Raw genomic sequence first — 14,495 nt, 5'->3', positions numbered from 1 at the left:
TTCGAAGTGCGGGGGTGGATCGGTGCTTTGAGGCTTCGGGGCCCTCAGTGCGAGGTGGGCAGTGGGCCGGTCGACTCCCGGACGACCAGGCGCGGACGTCCGTCGAGTACCGGCGGGGGTACGTCCTCCCCGCACTGGATGAGCAGCGCGCGGGCGGCGGCCGCGCCGACCCGTTGCACCTGCTGGTCCACGGTGGTGAGCCGGGGGTGCAGCCAGCGGCCGAGCGGCAGGTTGTCGTAGCCCACCACCGACACGTCCCCGGGCACCAGGAGCCCGGCGCGCTGGGCCGTCCCGATCCCGCAGACGGCCATGGAGTCGTTGGAGAAGACCAGCGCGGTCGGCCGGTCGGGCAGGGCGAGCAGTTCCTCCGTGACGGCGACGGCCGCCTCCTCCGTGAAGTCGGTGTGCCGCACGGCGACGGGCCGCAGTCCCGCCTCGGTGAGGGCTTCCTCGAACGCGGCCCGGCGCAGCCTGGTGTGCACCAGCTCGGCCGGGCCCGCGACGTACGCGATCCGCCGGTGGCCGAGCTCCAGCAGGTGCGCGACGGCCTCGCGGACACCGGCGCCCTGCTGCCCGAGGCCGACGCCGGGCACCGGCGCCGCGGCGTCCGGTGAGCCCAGCAGCACGGCGGGCAGCCCGAGGCCGTGCAGCAGCAGCGGGCGCGGGTCGTCCGCGCGTGCGTCGGTCAGCACCGCGCCGTCGATCCGGCCCTCGGCGACCAGCCGTTCGTACAGCGCGCCCTCCTGGGCGATGTCGGCGACCAGGTGGAGGAGCAGACCGTAGCCCCGGGGGGCCAGTTCGCCCTCCAGGCCGGTGATCAGCTCGCTGAAGTGCGGGTCGGCGCCGAGTACGTCGGTGGGCCGCCGGACGACGAGGGCGATCGTCCGGGTCCTGGCCCGGCGCAGGGCCGTCGCGGACGCGCTGGGTGACCAGCCGAGTTCGGCCGCCGCCTCCAGGACCCGCCGGCGGGTGGCCTCCGAGATCCGGCCCCGGCCGTTGACCGCCTGGGAGACCGCGGCGGTGGAGACCCCCGCGGCGGCGGCCACGGCCTTGATCGTGGGCCGGACGGCTCCGTCGGCGCCCGCGCGGGCACCCCGCCTGCCGGTCGGAGCGCCGGGGCCGCGGCCCGTGGGCGGATCCGGCAGCCCGGACCCCGACGGCGTACCCACGACGCCTTCCCCGAGATGTTCCCTCACATCTTCACCGCCCCGTTCACGAGAGCCTGCTGCATGCGCTTCTGGAGCACGGTGTACACGACCCAGACCGGGACCAGTGTCAGCACGGTGCCTGCGGTCAGAATGCCGTAGTCGGTGCCGGTCAGGGACTTGAGGGTGGGCAGGGCGACCTGGACGGTGCGCTGCTCGGGATCGGGGCCGATGATGACGAGCGAGTACAGGTACTCGTTCCAGAACGTCAGGAAGTTCAGCAGCAGGATGGTCGCGATGCCCGGCATGCACATCGGGGTGTAGATGTGCCGCAGCACGGCGAAGGTGGACGCGCCGTCCAGCCGCGCCGCCTCCTCCATCTCGTGCGGGATGGTCCGCATGAACTGGACCAGGATCACGACCGAGAGCGGCATCGCCGTGGCCGGGAGGAACAGCACCATGAACGTACGGGTGTGGAACAGCCCGGTCGCGGCGGCGAGCAGGAACGTCGGGAAGAGCGCGGCGAACGTCGGCACCAGGAACCCCAGCGAGAACACCCGCTCCACGAACGCCCCGAGACTTCCCTCGGTACGGGCGATGGCGAAGGCCGCTGGGATGGCGAGCGCCAGGGTGAGTGCCAGCGCCAGCACCGTGACGAGCACCGAGTTGACGATGGCCGGACCCAGATCGGCGGAGGAGAAGGCCTCGCCGAAGTTGTGCAGGGAGAACGACGTCGGCAGGGAGAACGGACTCCCGAAGATCTGGTCGTTCGTCTTGAACGCCGAGACCAGCAGGTAGTAGAGGGGGACCACCAGCAGCGCCGCGTACAGCCAGGCGAGGACGTGGGCCGCCAGCCAGGACCTTCCGAACTTCATGGAACCGCTCCGATCAGTAGTTCTGGCGGAAGACGCGGCGGATGGTCAGCAGCCCGGCCAGACCGACCAGGAACAGGACCACACCGACGGTCTGGCTGTAGCCCAGGTCGGCCGCGATGAACGCCTTCTGGTAGACGAGGAAGGACAACGTTGTCGAGGAGCTTCCCGGCCCGCCCTGGGTGAGCAGCAGGACGTTCTGCGCCGAGCCGAACAGCGTCCACAGGAACTGAAGCATCGTCACGACACCGACGAAGTCGCGGATGACGGGGAAGTGGATGCGCCACATGGCGCGCCAGTGGCCGGCGCCGTCGAGCTGCGCGGCCTCACCGATCTCGTCCGGCACACTGCCGAGACGGGCGGCGAACAGCACGGCGGTGAACCCGATGCCGCTCCACACGTCGAGGACGATCAGGCAGTACAGGGCGGTGGACGGCGAGGCCAGCCAGGCGTCGGTGAGGGAGCCCAGGCCGATCTTCTCCAGAGCGCCGTTGAACAGACCGTCCGGGGAGAGGACCGCGTAGAACACCATCGCCTTGGCCGGCGTGGAGATCAGACCGGGGATGAAGAGCAGGTACCGCAGGACGCGGTGACCCGGCGGCTTCTGCGCGACGTAGTACCCCAGCATGTACGCGCACACGATCATCACGGGCAGTGCGACGACGAGTTGGGTGGCGGTGTTGCCGACCGAGTCCCAGAAGACCGGGTCGTCGAAGACGGTACGGACGTTGCCGAGACCGGCGAACGAGACCGGCTGGAGCATCCCGGGCCAGTGCATCGCGGCGATGACGAAGATGGCGACCAGCGGGCCGACCATGAAGACGAGGTACCAGACCAGCGCCGGCGCGGCGAGGACGACCCCGCCCTGCTTGCGGCGCGGGGGAGCGGCGAGGGGCGGCGACGGCGGGGCCGGCCGGCGGACCGACGCGCCGTCCGGGGCGGACGAGAGCAACGTCATGAGGGACTCGCAGAGGGCTCGGGCGCGCGGTTCAGGCCGTGCGGTAGGCGGATTCGAGGGCGGAGCGCACGGCGGTGGCACTCGTCCCCCGGGTGAAGGCGGTGCTGGTCGCCGTGATCAGCGGCTGGGTGGCCGTCGGCGGTACGTACAGGTCGGGCAGGAGGACCTGGCCGACCCGGTCGCCGAGCTGCTGGGCCTTGGCCACCAGGGGGAACTGCTTGCTGACCGTGTCCGTCACCAGAGCCATGTCCCGCCCGCTCTCGGTGATGAAGCGCGACACCACCTCGGGCCGGTACATGAAGCGCAGGAACTTCTCGACCGAGGACAGCTTCTTGACGCCGTTCGGGCTGATCCAGAAGCCGATGAGGGTGTACGAGCGCAGGATCGTCGGCTTGCTGTGCGAGGCGCCGGGGGCCAGCGGCCAGCCGCCGACATCGGTGTGTGCGGCGGGCTTCGGGGCGACCTTCGCGAGCGCCGAGGACATCGCGGACTGGATGGCCGCCGATTCGGTGTTGTACTGCGTGGTCATCGTGTCCGAGGTCAGCCCCTGCGCCTTGTCGGCGAAGACACCGGCGTCGCGCAGCTGGACGAAGTAGTCGATGCCCTCGCGGGCTCCCCTGCTGCCGCTGAAGTCGCCGCTCGTGTACACCTTGCGGGCCTCGTCGGGCGTGAGGAAGGTCTGGATGATCTGGGCCAGCAGCTTCTGCCCCGTCCAGTCGTTGCCGCCCACGGTGACGGGCGCGATGCCCTTGGCCCGCAGTTTGCGGGCGGCGCCGATGAGCTGGTCCCCGGTGGTCGGGACGGCGTCCACGCCGGCCCGCTCCAGCAGGGCGGTGTTGTAGGCGACGGGCCAGTTGGTGGCGAAGTAGGGGAAGGCGCGCAGCCTGCCCTTGCCGTCGGTCCACTCCTCCAGCGCCGCGGGCAGCACGCGTTCGCGCAGCCCCCAGTCGTCGAGGTAGCCCGACACGTCGACGGTGGCGCCGACATCGGTCCAGGCCAGCGTCTTGTCGTAGAGATTGACCATGACCACGTCCGGCTCCTTGCGGGCCAGCCGGGACGTTTCGTACACCTGGGGAAGGTCGTCGCCGTTGACGAGGTTCTTGACCCGGAGTCCCGGGTGCTCCTCGTGGAACTCCTTCACGACGGCTTTGTAGGTGGGAGAACCAGGCGCGGTGGTGCCGAGCTGGGTGTGCACGAGCAGGGTGCCGGGGTCGGAATCGGCCGAGGCGAGTGTGGAACAGCCGGACAGAGCGGGGACTGCGGCAGCGGCGGCGACGCCGGAACCGGCAGCGAGGAAACCGCGCCGACTCAGGGATGAGCGCACAGCGGGATGTCTCCAACCAGGACGTTGACCATGTGGTTAATCGATGTACCAGTGGGCTGCGAGAAACCTAGGGCCGCTTCCCGGAATGGTCAACCCCTCTGTGCCGGGGACGGCCGGAGCGCCTCACGGTGCCGGTGACGCGGGACGCCCGGCCGAACCCCCGCAAGGCGAACGATCGTATTGAACGCAAGCGTTCGATACGCTATCCGGCGATACCGTGACCTGCGGAGAGCCGCTCTCCGCGGCCGTCCGGCCTTGCCACAGGGGGATCCCATGCGTCTGCATGTCGACCAGCGCCATGAGCGGGTACTCGATCTCGTCCGGCAGCGCGGCAGCCTCCGGGTCGCCGAGCTGGCCTCCGAACTCGGCGTCTCCGCCGTGACCTTGAGGCGTGACGTGGAGACGCTGGCAGCCCGGGGCAGCCTGCGGCGGCTGCACGGGGCCGTGGTGTGGCCGACGGATCAGCCCGCGGAGGCGGCACGGGCGCCGGGTGCCGGGGGCGCGGTGATCGGAATGATCGTGCCGACCACCACCTTCATCTTCGCCGACATCGTGTGGGGTGCCCGGGAGGCCGTGGAGGCCCAGGGCGGTCGGCTGGTGCTGGGGATGTCGGGATACGTGGACACCGAGGACCCGGTGCAGGCGGACCATCTCCTGGCCGGCGGCGCCGAGGGCCTGCTGATCGCACCCAGCTGGTTCGGCGGGGTACCCGCCGACGGCCAGGAGAAGTGGCTGCTGGAGTGCCCCGTTCCGGCCGTACTGGTCGAGCGCTCCGCGCCGGCCGGCAACCCCGCCGCGGGACTCGACCGGGTCCGTACCGACCGGGCTCACGGCGCCGCGGAAGCAGTGGGCCACTTCGCCGAACTCGGGCACACGGCCGTCGCCGCGGTGCTGCAGGAAGGGCCGCACGCCGCGCAGATCACCGCGGGGTACCGGGCCGCGGTGGAGTCGCTGGGGCTGACACCCGTGCCGGGATCACCGGCCATCAGGGGGCACGGCGCGTACGACGAGATGGCGGAGTACCTGGTCGACGCGGTCAGGAACCGGGGGGTCACCGCGGTCCTCGTCCACAGCGACGAGGACGCGATCGTGCTGGTGCCCCGGCTCCAGTCGCGCGGCGTCAGCGTCCCCGCCGACCTGGCCCTCATCGCCTACGACGACGAGGTGGCCGGGCTGTCCGACGTACCGCTGACGGCCGTCGCACCGCCGAAGCGCGCGGTGGGCGAGCTGGCGGCGAAGCTGATCCTGCAGCGCCTGGCCGAGCGCGCGTCGGGCAGTGCGCCGACACCGCGCCAGCACCTCGAACTGCTGCCGGAACTGCGGGTGCGGGCATCCTGCGGTGCGGTCGGAACAACACCGTCCCCGTCAAGGAAGTAGTCGGCGCGTTCCGGGGCGGGCTGACACCGCGACGCGATCCGGCGCCGGGGCGGGCACCTCCGCCGGCCGGAGAGGGGCGGCCTGCGGAGGTGGCGGGGGCCGGCGACGCCGGGGAACGTCAGGCCGTGCGGACCTTGACCCGGTGGGTCGCTCCGTAGCTGCCGCTGAGGTCGCCGAACGTGAGGGTGAGCGAGGAGCCGGTCCGGGCGCCGGTGACCGCGGGGGCCTTCGAGAGGACGGACACGACCGGCCGCTTCCACGTGAGGGTCAGGCTCTTGACGCTGCGGGACGGGTCGGCCACCGAGATCGTCGCCGTACCGTCGCGCCGCTCCCGGATCTGCACACTCACCGGCGCGTCGGCCGTGACTGTGCCGACCGTGCCGGCAGCCCAGAAGTTGATCCCGGTGAAGCCGAGCGAGGGCACACGGATGCCGTGCTGACGTGAGGTGTTGGCGAGAATCCGCAGCCACAGCGGGTCGAGGGCGCGGGCGGCGGTGCGGAGCTCGCCGGCGCCGGGCATGAGGATGTACGCGTACGAGGCGTCCCGAGGGTCCGTTCCGTGGTCCTGCCACAGGGTCAGGTAGCGCCGGGTGAACGGGATTGGCGAACTGCCGGCGTTGATGTCCTTCCACGCGCCGGTGCGCTCCTCGCGCAGTGCGCTGATCCGGCTGCCGCCCGCCTGCGGGAACACGTAGCCGGCGTGCCCCTGGATGTGCGCCCACCTGGTGTGCGTCCGCGTGGTGCTCCAGCCCTGGGTGCCCGGTTGCGGGATGCCGTTGAGGGTGAGTGCGGCGGTGCCCGACGCGCCGAGGTTGCGGTTGTCGATCACTGTCTCGACGGCGGCGCCGTCGGCCGAGGTGATGCCCGCGCCGAGGCAGACGATCGAGTCGTCGAGCCAGAACCACGACTTCCTGGCGGTCATCGTGCTGTCGATGCCCCGCAGGTGCTGCCCGGTGGTGCCGAACTCGCCGTCGGTGGTGCCCCCCACCCAGGTGGTGTCCGGTTTCGGATTGCCCCACTCACCGCCGAAGCCGTCCGGAAGGAGCTTCTTCGAGACGGTGACGCCGGGCAGCCGGTAGGGGTCGGCGGTCGGCCAGAAGGTGTCCGAGTACTGCGCCAGGCCGTGGTCGCCGCCCCACCAGGAGAGCCAGCCCGAGCCGGTGTGGTAGCCGCGGGCGTGTTCGCCGTTGCCGAACTCGTAGTGCGCGATGCGGGCGGAGGCCATGCTGACCGACGCGCCCCAGTCATGGCGCCGGTGGGTGGCGCGGTCCATGTTGTGGAAGGTCCGGTGCTCGGCGGGCTCGGGTGAGGCCTTGACCGTGTCGTCGTCGAACAGCTTCTGCAACAGGGCCGTGTTGACCAGGCTCAGCTTCGGATTCCTGAGGGCGGGGCCGTAGGAGTCGCGTTGCAGCCAGCCCTTGACCATGGAGTTCCAGCGGGCCCGCTCCTCGGCGCTCACGCCCTGGCCGACGAGGACGACCGAGGCCATCACACTGTGCGCGCGGGTGTGGTCGTCCTGGGGGAGCTGGAAGGCGTCGGCCTCCGTCAGTCCGCGGCTGATGCCCCGGCTGGAGACGTTGTCCATCATCAGGCCGTTGTAGATGAAGGGGGCGATGGCCTTGTCGACCGTGTCGAGGAAGAGCTGACTGCCCGGGTCGTCCACCTGCCACGTCGAGTCCCGCAGCAGTGCGAACAGCCGGCCGAGGCCGTCGTGGAGGACCGCACCGTAGCCCCCGATGTACGGGACGTCGGTGTGCTGGACGAACGAGCCGTCGGCGTAGAAGCCGTCGCCGGACGTCACGTACGGGAAGACGGGGGACAGCGCGTCACGGCCCAGCTGGATCTTGGCCGCGCTGCCGCCGACGACACCGCGCAGGATGATCCCGCGGCACAGGTCGACCCGGTTGGCACCGGTGCTGGTGCCGGTGTACTTCGCCACGGCCGAGTCCGGCAGGAACCTGTCCACGGACCGGCAGTAGGTGGCCAGTTGCTCGGCCGACAGGTGCTCGTGGAGCAGTACGGCGGTGTCGAGGAGCGCCTGCGGCGAACCGATCTGGAAGTTCCACCAGTTGCCGAACGGCGCGGCGTCCGCGCTGTAGACGTCCGAGCACAGGTGGTCCAGTCCGGTGATGACAGCGTCGCGCAGGGCCGTGTCCCCGGTGCCCCCGGTGCCCGGCTGTGCGTAAGCCTGGGCCATGGTGCTCAGCCGCGTGAAGCTGTCGTTCATCCGGGCCGAGTAGCCGTACGACTCCTGGTCGGTGTCCGGGGACGGATCTGCGTAACTCAGGCCCGGCCAGAGCCGGCCCGCCGCCGGAGCCATGGTGTCCCGGAAGCCCGCCGCCTGGGTGCCGAGCGTGGCCAGCTTCGATCGGAAGGGTTCAGCGGTCGGGCTGAATCCCTCGCCGAGGATCAGCGTGCGCCACTTGGTGCGCAGCGCGGCGAACGCGTCGGCGGCCTCGGTGTCGGCCTCGGTGTCGGCCGATGCCTGGGTGCCGGGAGCGGCCGAGGCGGTGCCTGTCTCGGCCAGGCCGGCCGCGAGTGCGGTGCCGCCGGTGGCCGCGAGGAAGGTGCGGCGGGACCAGGGGGACGAGGGAGGGGGCGTCATGGGTGCTCCTGGGGCCGTGAGAGGGAGGAAAGAGCGCGCTGAAGTCAGCCGGTTTCTCACACGCATGCGCTCAACCGCTCAATAGGACCGGCCTAATTGATCGTTTCGATCGCTACGAGCGCCGCTGTCCGGTCCGCTTTGTCGTGGACGCCATGCTTCGTCTCTCCCTGCCGAGGCGACCCGCTCGCTCCCGGCGGCCTTCATGAACAGGCCTTCACCGGCGGCCGGAAGCGCTCCCGCTCCCTTTGGCGCCGAGGCCGGGCCGGCATCGGCGCCGGCTTCCCCGGTAGGAGCCCGGCGGAACCGGCCGCCGTCTCGCCCGTCGTCAGGCCGTGGCCTGCAGGTGCCGCTGTGCCCATTCCTCGAACGTGGTGAGTGGGATGCCGAGAGCGCGTGCGTACTCCGGGCGGGCGGGCTGGCCGACCACGTTGATCCGCTCGTGCGAGGCACCCATCCCCGGCATTCCGGCGGCGGACGCCTCCTGTTCCGTCATGTCGGGCGCGGTCAGCCCGGCGCTCAGGGCGCGGGAGAGGATCTCGGCGATATCCGTCATGGACAGGTAGTCGCTCGCCAGCTCCAGCTCCACCCCGTCGAACCTCTCCGGTGCGGCGAAGGCCGCCGCGGCGGCCGCGCCGATGTCGTCCACCGCGACGAGGGACAGCCGGGTCCCGGGCTTCAGCACGCTCACCAGGCCGCCCTCGACGCCGCGCGGGAACAGGAAGGCCACGGAGGGGAGGAAGTTCTCCATGAAGAAGCCCGGCTTGAGGAGTGTCCAGTGTGCGAAGCCCGCTTCACGGACCCGGTCCTGGATCCCGGCCTTCGTGCCGAAGTACGGCTCCGTCGCGGCCCAGCGGCCCTCGGCCCAGCCGGGCGCCGCCGTGTGCTGCCCGGCACCGGAGACGGAGGTGTGCACGAACTGCGGTACGCCCGCGGCCGTCGCGGCCTCGATCAGGTTGACCGCCTGGGCCGACTCGCCCTCGAAGCCGCGCCCCTTCATGTCGGGCATCTGTACCGAGAAGACGGCGCGGGCCCCCTCGGCGGCCCGGGTGACGGAGTCGCGGTCGAGCAGGTCGCCCGTGACCAGTTCGGCGCCGAGCGCTTCGACGGCCCTCGCCCGCTCGGTGGCCGGGTCGCGCACCAGCGCCCGGACAGGAACGCCCGCCGCGAGCAGGGCGCGCGCCGTGGCGCCCCCCTGTCGGCCGGTGGAGCCGGTGACGAGTACGGGCGCGGATGCGGATTCCGTGGACATGACGCTCCTCGAATGGTGTGCGGAGGCTAAACGGTGGACCCCGCCGTTTCAGGTTCGGTACGATACGGAGGGCCCCGCCACTTGGCAAGCGGGCAGCGGGCGCGGCGCATCGGAACCCAGGAGGTGGCGCCAGGACCGGCCGACGCGCGGACGCCCGCGCAACTACGCGCGCATTTTCGACGTCGCGGAGGCGGAGGTCGCCGCGCAGGCTAAGCGCCCTCACCGCATACGTGGCGTCCGTCCGTGGACTGGCCACCGCACTGGCACTCGACGGGGCGGACCGTCCCGACGCGGCCCATGTGAACGTCTGCTCGGTGAAGCTCACCGACGCCGCTGACCCGCTGCTCGTCCGCGCCACCCGGGACGGTGCGGTGACGCCCGGTGTGAGCGTCGCCGACCTGCTCGCGCTGATCGCCGGTATCGCCCCGGCGACGGAACACCACAAGGACTCCGCAGCCGAGGCGGACCGGCTGCTGGGCCTGACCATCGCGGGAGTCGGCCCGCAGAGGTGAGGAGCGAGCCCCGGCGGCCGGGGCTGCTCACAGTGTCACGATTGTCGCCTCGGTCGCCTTGACGCTGGTCCACACCGCGACCCCGTCGGCGAGGCCGAGTTCGGCGGCGGCGTGGGGGGTGATCTCGGCGACGAGATCCGGTGCCTGCGGTGACGTGATGAGGACACGCAGCCGGCTGCCGCTGGTGGTGATCTCCCGGACGGTGCCCGCCCAGATGTTGCGTGGGCTGCCGCCCGGCTCCGTGCGGTGCACGGAGACGGCCTCTGGTGCGATCACCGCGAGTGCGGCGGTGCCCGCCGGCAGCGGTTCCGCGATGACGAGGAGGCCACCGCCGTGCAGTTGGAGTCCGTCGGCGGTCGCGGTGCCGGGCCAGGCGTTGCGGCCGAGCATGCGCGCGACCCAGGGGGAGTGGGGGTGCCGGGTGACCTCGCCCGGCGGGGCGTCCTGGAGGACGTGCCCGTCCTCCAGGACGAGGACGCGGTCGGCGAGGGAGACGGCCTCCACCGGGTCGTGGGTGACGATCAGGCAGACGCCGCCGAAGCCGTCGAGGTGGGTGCGCAGGGTGTGCCGCACATGCGCGCGGGTGGTCTGGTCGAGCGCGGCCAGCGGCTCGTCGAGCAGCAGCAGCCGGGGCCGGGTGGCGAGCGCCCTGGCCAGGGCGATGCGCTGGGCCTGTCCGCCGGAGACCTGGGACGGCTTGCGGGCAGCCAGTTGCCCGACGCCGAGGCGGTCGAGCCACTCCTGAGCCCTGCGGCGGGCCTCGGCGCGCGGTACCCCTTGGGCACGCAGCCCGTAGGCGGTGTTCGCGAGCGCGCTGAGGTGCGGGAACAACGCGCCGTCCTGCGGCACCCACGCGACGCCGCGGCGGTGCGTGGGCAGGGCGCTGACATCCAGCTCGCCGAGCCGCAGCGCGGCATGGGCGCGCGGGGTGAGTCCGAGCAGGGCGCGCAGGAGCGTGGTCTTGCCCGCGCCGTTGGGGCCGACGACAGCGATGGTGGTCCCGGCGTCGGCGTCCAGCGTGAGCTGGTTGAAACCGGTGACCTCGGCGTGCAGCGGCCAACTGCCCCGTCCGGCGTCGGGCTCGACGTCGTCCGGCAGAGCCGTTCCGATGTCCTGCGGGGGGAGAGAGGCCGGTTCGTCGGCGGAGACACGCGGCCCGGTGGTCGCCGCGGTCGGGGTCCCGGTCCATCGTCCGCGCAGCCCGAGGAGGACGAGCATGGCGATCGCGAGCAGGAGGAGGGAGACCGAGGTGGCGGCCTCCGGGTTGTCCTGGAGGAGCAGGTACACCTGGAGGGGCAGGGTCTGGGTGGTGCCGGGGAGATTCCCGGCGAAGGTGATGGTCGCGCCGAACTCACCGAGTGCCCGCGCCCAGGTGAGCGCGGCTCCGGCGGCGAGACCGGGGGCGACCATGGGCAGGGTGACGGTGAAGAACACCCGTACCGGCGAGGCCCCGAGGGAGGACGCCGTCTCCTCGTAACGGGGGCGCAGTCCGCCCAGCGCTCCTTCGAGGCTGATGACCAGGAACGGCATCGCTACGAAGGTCGCCGCGAGGACGGCGCCGGAGGTGTGGAAGGGCAGGGTGATGCCGAACGTGTCCTCCAGCCACGGCCCGAGCAGACCGCGGCGCCCGAAGGCGAGCAGCAGCGCGACGCCGCCCACCGTGGGCGGCAGCACCATCGGCAGGAGCACCAGGGAGCGGACGAAGGTCTTGCCGGGGAAGTCGGTACGGGCCAGCAGCCAGGCCAGCGGCACCCCGAGGACCAGCGAGAGCCCGAGCGCCCAGAAGGAGACGAGCAGCGACAGCTTCAGCGCCTCGGTCGTCCCGGGGCTGGTCAGATGGTCGCCCAGCTCGCCCCAGGACGTGCGGGCGAGGATCCCGATCAGCGGCAGCAGCAGGAAGGCGATGGCCAGCAGCGCGGGGATCGCCAGGACGATCGGTGCGCGGGGGCCGGTGGTGCGGCTGCGAAGGCGTCTCATCGAAATCCCTGAAGCTGGAAGTGCCGTGCGGGCGACCGGGACCGAGGCCGGGCCGCCCGCACGGAGTGGTCACCGGCTACGGCTGCTGGAAGCCGGCGGCGGCGAGGATCTTCTGGGCCTCCGGGGTGGAGAGCCACTTCACGAACGCGTCCGCGGCCTCACTGTTCTTGGTGGCCTTCAGGGTCGCGGCCGGGTAGGAGGCCACGGCGTTCTGGGCGTCGGGGATGTCGACGGCGTCCACCTTGTCGGTGGCGGTGGCGGCGTCCGTCTTGTAGACGAGACCGGCGTCGGCCTCACCGAGTTCGACCTTGCTGAGGACGGAACGGACGTCGAGCTCCTGGGAGACCGGCTTCACCTCGATCTTCTGGGCGTCCAGGATCTGCTTGCTGTAGCGGCCCACCGGGACCTCGGGTGCGGCGAGCACCACCTTCAGCTTGGTGTCGGAGAGGTCCTTCAGGTTCTCGATCTTCTCCGGGTTGCCCTTGCCCGTGGCGATCACCAGACGGTTCTTCGCGATGACGGTCGGCGTCCCGGTGTCGGACTTCAGCCCGTCCATGGTCTTGGTGTCCGCGGTGACCAGGGCGTCGGCGGGCGCGCCCTGCTTGACCTGGGCGGCGAGCTGCTGCGACCCGGCGAAGGAGAACGTCACCCTGGTGCCGGGGTGTTCCTTCTCGTACGCCGCGCCGGCCGTCTTGAAGACATCGGTGAGCGAGGCGGCGGCCAGCACCGTCAGGTCTGCCTTCGGTGCCCCGGATGCGGAGGCGGCGGCGCCCGAGTCCTTCTTGTCGTTGTCGCTGCCACAGGCTGCCAGCGGGACGAGGAGAGCCGCCGTGAGGATCGCGGCTGCGGTACGGCGTCTGGTGAAGGCGAGGGACATGAGGGTGGGAACTCCTTGGGAACGCGGTCGGCTGGTGCCGCCCGAGCGGATGGTGGTGAGCCGCGCCGGGGACGGGCGACGCCGCTTGGTGGAGCTGTGGAGCTGTGGGGCTTGTGGGGCGGTGGCTCAGGTGCGATTGATGCGTACGCCGGTCGATGTGACACGAGCTGTGGTCACCCTGGCCTCGACATCGCCCATGGCGTGGGACTGCATGTGCCACACAATAGGTGTTTTGAGTTTGCATTTACAACGCATAATGCGAAGCTCCATAGCAGATGCGTTGTCGTTCGGAGGAAACTCCGAAGGGGGCGCCGCGCGGATACGCCGAGGTGAGAGGCGGTCCGCGAACGCGCTGCCTCCGCTTTGCCGGGCGAGGTGCCGGATCGTCCCCGCGTCTGCGGCAGGCGATCGGCCGGCTGTGCGGGAAATGTTTACAGTGAGAAATGCAGACCGGGAAATACCCGGCATTTCACCCTGAATTCGAGGCGCTTCTCCATGAGCATGAGCATCCGCAACCAGATCCCCGGCACCGTCACCGCCGTCACCGCGGGCGAGGCCATGGCCACCGTCAAGGTCCGCCTGGTGGGCGGCCAGGAGATCACGGCCGCGATCACGCTCGAAGCCGTCAAGGAACTCGGACTCACCGACGGGAGCCCGGTCCGCACGCTGGTCAAGTCCACCGAGGTGTCCCTGGCGACCGGTGCCGTCGAGGGTCTGAGCATCCGCAACCGGATCCCCGGCACCGTCACCGGGGTCGCCACCGGCGGTGCCATGGCCAGTGTCAAGGTCGCCGTCGAGGGCGGCGAGCTGACCGCGGCGATCACCAAGGACGCCGTGACCGACCTGCGACTCGCGCCGGGTGCGTCCGTCACCGCGCTGATCAAGTCGACCGAGGTCTCCCTCGCCGCGGTCTGAGCCACGGACCGGGCGCACCGTCTCCGTCACACGCGCCCCGCGGACCGTCCCGGTGCCACGGACCCCGTGCACCGTCCCGCCTATACGCACCGTGCCGGCTGTACGGAGACCGGCAGCACTCCGACCCACACGTGCGTGATGGCGCTGATGTAGCGCGCGCCGCACCGGTCGGCGGGTACCACCAGGTGGCTTCCCGCCGCGTCCAGCCCCCGGCCGTCCATCCCGGTGGCCAGGAGGACGGGCACATTGCCGAAATCCGCGTCGACCTCCGCCCACGACAGCACCGTGTGGTGCCCGTCGCCGCCGGTGACCGCCACGAGGTAGCGGGAGCGGTCCTTGCGCCCACGGGCGTCGAACACCGGATGGGCGTCGAGGACCACGTCGCGGAGCAGGGGCCCCTCGAAGCTGTGGTGCTGCGGGCCGTTGGTGGCGCAGTCGAACACCACCTCGGCCCGGTGCTGCTCCCACCCGCTCCGCAGATCCTCCACGGTCAGCGTGGCCGGACGCTCGACGTCCCCGAGCAGGTCGAAGGGTGTGAGCAGCGGGGGAGTCGTGCGGGGTTGCGCGCTGAGTCGGCTCATGGGGATCCCCAAATCTGACGGCCCGCAGGGCGGCTGTCAGAAGGTATGCCCAGCGGCCACCCCGCGAAATCGCGGGTACGAGGCAATATCCGCCAAAAGCCTG

12 protein-coding genes are annotated in these 14,495 nt (G+C 71.3%); 3 read left to right on the top strand and 9 right to left on the bottom strand.

The window, feature by feature from the left end; translation table 11 throughout:
- Positions 1-44: 44 nt before the first annotated feature.
- From ACIO3R_RS11450 to ACIO3R_RS11435, 4 genes are all read right to left on the bottom strand, one after another.
- Complete coding sequence (locus ACIO3R_RS11450; protein WP_402105283.1) at positions 45-1,046, bottom strand: LacI family DNA-binding transcriptional regulator; 1,002 nt, start codon at positions 1,044-1,046, stop codon at positions 45-47.
- Between the two features lie 146 nt (positions 1,047-1,192).
- The gene (locus ACIO3R_RS11445; protein ID WP_402105220.1) at positions 1,193-2,020 is read right to left on the bottom strand and encodes a carbohydrate ABC transporter permease; all 828 of its coding nucleotides are present in this window, start codon (positions 2,018-2,020) and stop codon (positions 1,193-1,195) included.
- A 13-nt stretch (positions 2,021-2,033) separates the two neighbouring features.
- Positions 2,034-2,975 (bottom strand): carbohydrate ABC transporter permease, encoded by a 942-nt coding sequence (locus ACIO3R_RS11440; protein ID WP_402105218.1) that lies wholly within the window; start codon positions 2,973-2,975, stop codon positions 2,034-2,036.
- A gap of 31 nt (positions 2,976-3,006) precedes the next feature.
- Positions 3,007-4,299, bottom strand: coding sequence for an ABC transporter substrate-binding protein (locus tag ACIO3R_RS11435; RefSeq protein ID WP_402105217.1), 1,293 nt, complete (start codon positions 4,297-4,299; stop codon positions 3,007-3,009).
- 273 nt (positions 4,300-4,572) lie between these two features.
- Between ACIO3R_RS11435 and ACIO3R_RS11430 the strand changes: the two genes are divergently transcribed.
- Positions 4,573-5,676 carry a substrate-binding domain-containing protein gene (locus ACIO3R_RS11430; protein WP_402105215.1) on the top strand — a complete coding sequence of 368 codons (1,104 nt, stop codon included), beginning with the start codon at positions 4,573-4,575 and terminating at the stop codon, positions 5,674-5,676.
- Between the two features lie 118 nt (positions 5,677-5,794).
- Here ACIO3R_RS11430 and ACIO3R_RS11425 read toward each other — a convergent pair whose 3' ends face one another.
- Together ACIO3R_RS11425 and ACIO3R_RS11420 are read right to left on the bottom strand one after the other, a co-directional pair.
- A complete protein-coding gene (locus tag ACIO3R_RS11425; protein WP_402105213.1) occupies positions 5,795-8,281 on the bottom strand; it encodes a polysaccharide lyase 8 family protein in 2,487 nt (828 codons plus the stop codon).
- 325 nt (positions 8,282-8,606) lie between these two features.
- A complete protein-coding gene (locus tag ACIO3R_RS11420; protein ID WP_402105212.1) occupies positions 8,607-9,530 on the bottom strand; it encodes an NmrA family NAD(P)-binding protein in 924 nt (307 codons plus the stop codon).
- A 17-nt stretch (positions 9,531-9,547) separates the two neighbouring features.
- Between ACIO3R_RS11420 and ACIO3R_RS11415 the strand changes: the two genes are divergently transcribed.
- On the top strand, positions 9,548-10,042 hold the full coding sequence (locus tag ACIO3R_RS11415) for a TetR/AcrR family transcriptional regulator (protein ID WP_402105211.1): 495 nt from the start codon (positions 9,548-9,550) through the stop codon (positions 10,040-10,042).
- Between the two features lie 27 nt (positions 10,043-10,069).
- On the opposite strand, the gene ACIO3R_RS11410 is transcribed toward ACIO3R_RS11415, so the two are convergent.
- Positions 10,070-12,019, bottom strand: a complete 1,950-nt coding sequence (locus ACIO3R_RS11410; protein ID WP_402105210.1) for an ABC transporter permease — start codon at positions 12,017-12,019, stop codon at positions 10,070-10,072.
- Between the two features lie 76 nt (positions 12,020-12,095).
- Entirely contained in the window at positions 12,096-12,896 is an 801-nt protein-coding gene (modA, locus tag ACIO3R_RS11405; RefSeq protein WP_402105208.1) for a molybdate ABC transporter substrate-binding protein, read from the bottom strand.
- Positions 12,897-13,391: 495 nt separating this feature from the next.
- Here modA and ACIO3R_RS11400 point away from each other — a divergent pair, with 495 nt between their 5' ends.
- Positions 13,392-13,811 carry a molybdopterin-binding protein gene (locus ACIO3R_RS11400; RefSeq protein ID WP_402105206.1) on the top strand — a complete coding sequence of 140 codons (420 nt, stop codon included), beginning with the start codon at positions 13,392-13,394 and terminating at the stop codon, positions 13,809-13,811.
- A gap of 80 nt (positions 13,812-13,891) precedes the next feature.
- Here ACIO3R_RS11400 and ACIO3R_RS11395 read toward each other — a convergent pair whose 3' ends face one another.
- Complete coding sequence (locus tag ACIO3R_RS11395; RefSeq protein ID WP_402105204.1) at positions 13,892-14,392, bottom strand: molybdopterin-dependent oxidoreductase; 501 nt, start codon at positions 14,390-14,392, stop codon at positions 13,892-13,894.
- Between the last annotated feature and the right edge of the window lie 103 nt (positions 14,393-14,495).

Origin of the sequence: Streptomyces sp. NPDC087428, assembly GCF_044744085.1 — a bacterium.
GTDB lineage: Bacteria > Actinomycetota > Actinomycetes > Streptomycetales > Streptomycetaceae > Streptomyces.
Note: the sequence above shows the minus strand (reverse complement) of the source record. Positions and strands in the feature narration are given on the sequence as shown.

Bases quoted from the DNA above. Each gene is read 5' to 3' on its own strand.
- ACIO3R_RS11445 (WP_402105220.1), bottom strand. From the start codon at position 2,020: ATGAAGTTCGGAAGGTCCTGGCTGGCGGCCCACGTCCTCGCCTGGCTG.
- ACIO3R_RS11440 (WP_402105218.1), bottom strand. From the start codon at position 2,975: ATGACGTTGCTCTCGTCCGCCCCGGACGGCGCGTCGGTCCGCCGGCCG.
- ACIO3R_RS11430 (WP_402105215.1), top strand. From the start codon at position 4,573: ATGCGTCTGCATGTCGACCAGCGCCATGAGCGGGTACTCGATCTCGTC.
- ACIO3R_RS11425 (WP_402105213.1), bottom strand. From the start codon at position 8,281: ATGACGCCCCCTCCCTCGTCCCCCTGGTCCCGCCGCACCTTCCTCGCG.
- ACIO3R_RS11420 (WP_402105212.1), bottom strand. From the start codon at position 9,530: ATGTCCACGGAATCCGCATCCGCGCCCGTACTCGTCACCGGCTCCACC.
- ACIO3R_RS11410 (WP_402105210.1), bottom strand. From the start codon at position 12,019: ATGAGACGCCTTCGCAGCCGCACCACCGGCCCCCGCGCACCGATCGTC.
- modA (WP_402105208.1), bottom strand. From the start codon at position 12,896: ATGTCCCTCGCCTTCACCAGACGCCGTACCGCAGCCGCGATCCTCACG.
- ACIO3R_RS11400 (WP_402105206.1), top strand. From the start codon at position 13,392: ATGAGCATGAGCATCCGCAACCAGATCCCCGGCACCGTCACCGCCGTC.
- ACIO3R_RS11395 (WP_402105204.1), bottom strand. From the start codon at position 14,392: ATGAGCCGACTCAGCGCGCAACCCCGCACGACTCCCCCGCTGCTCACA.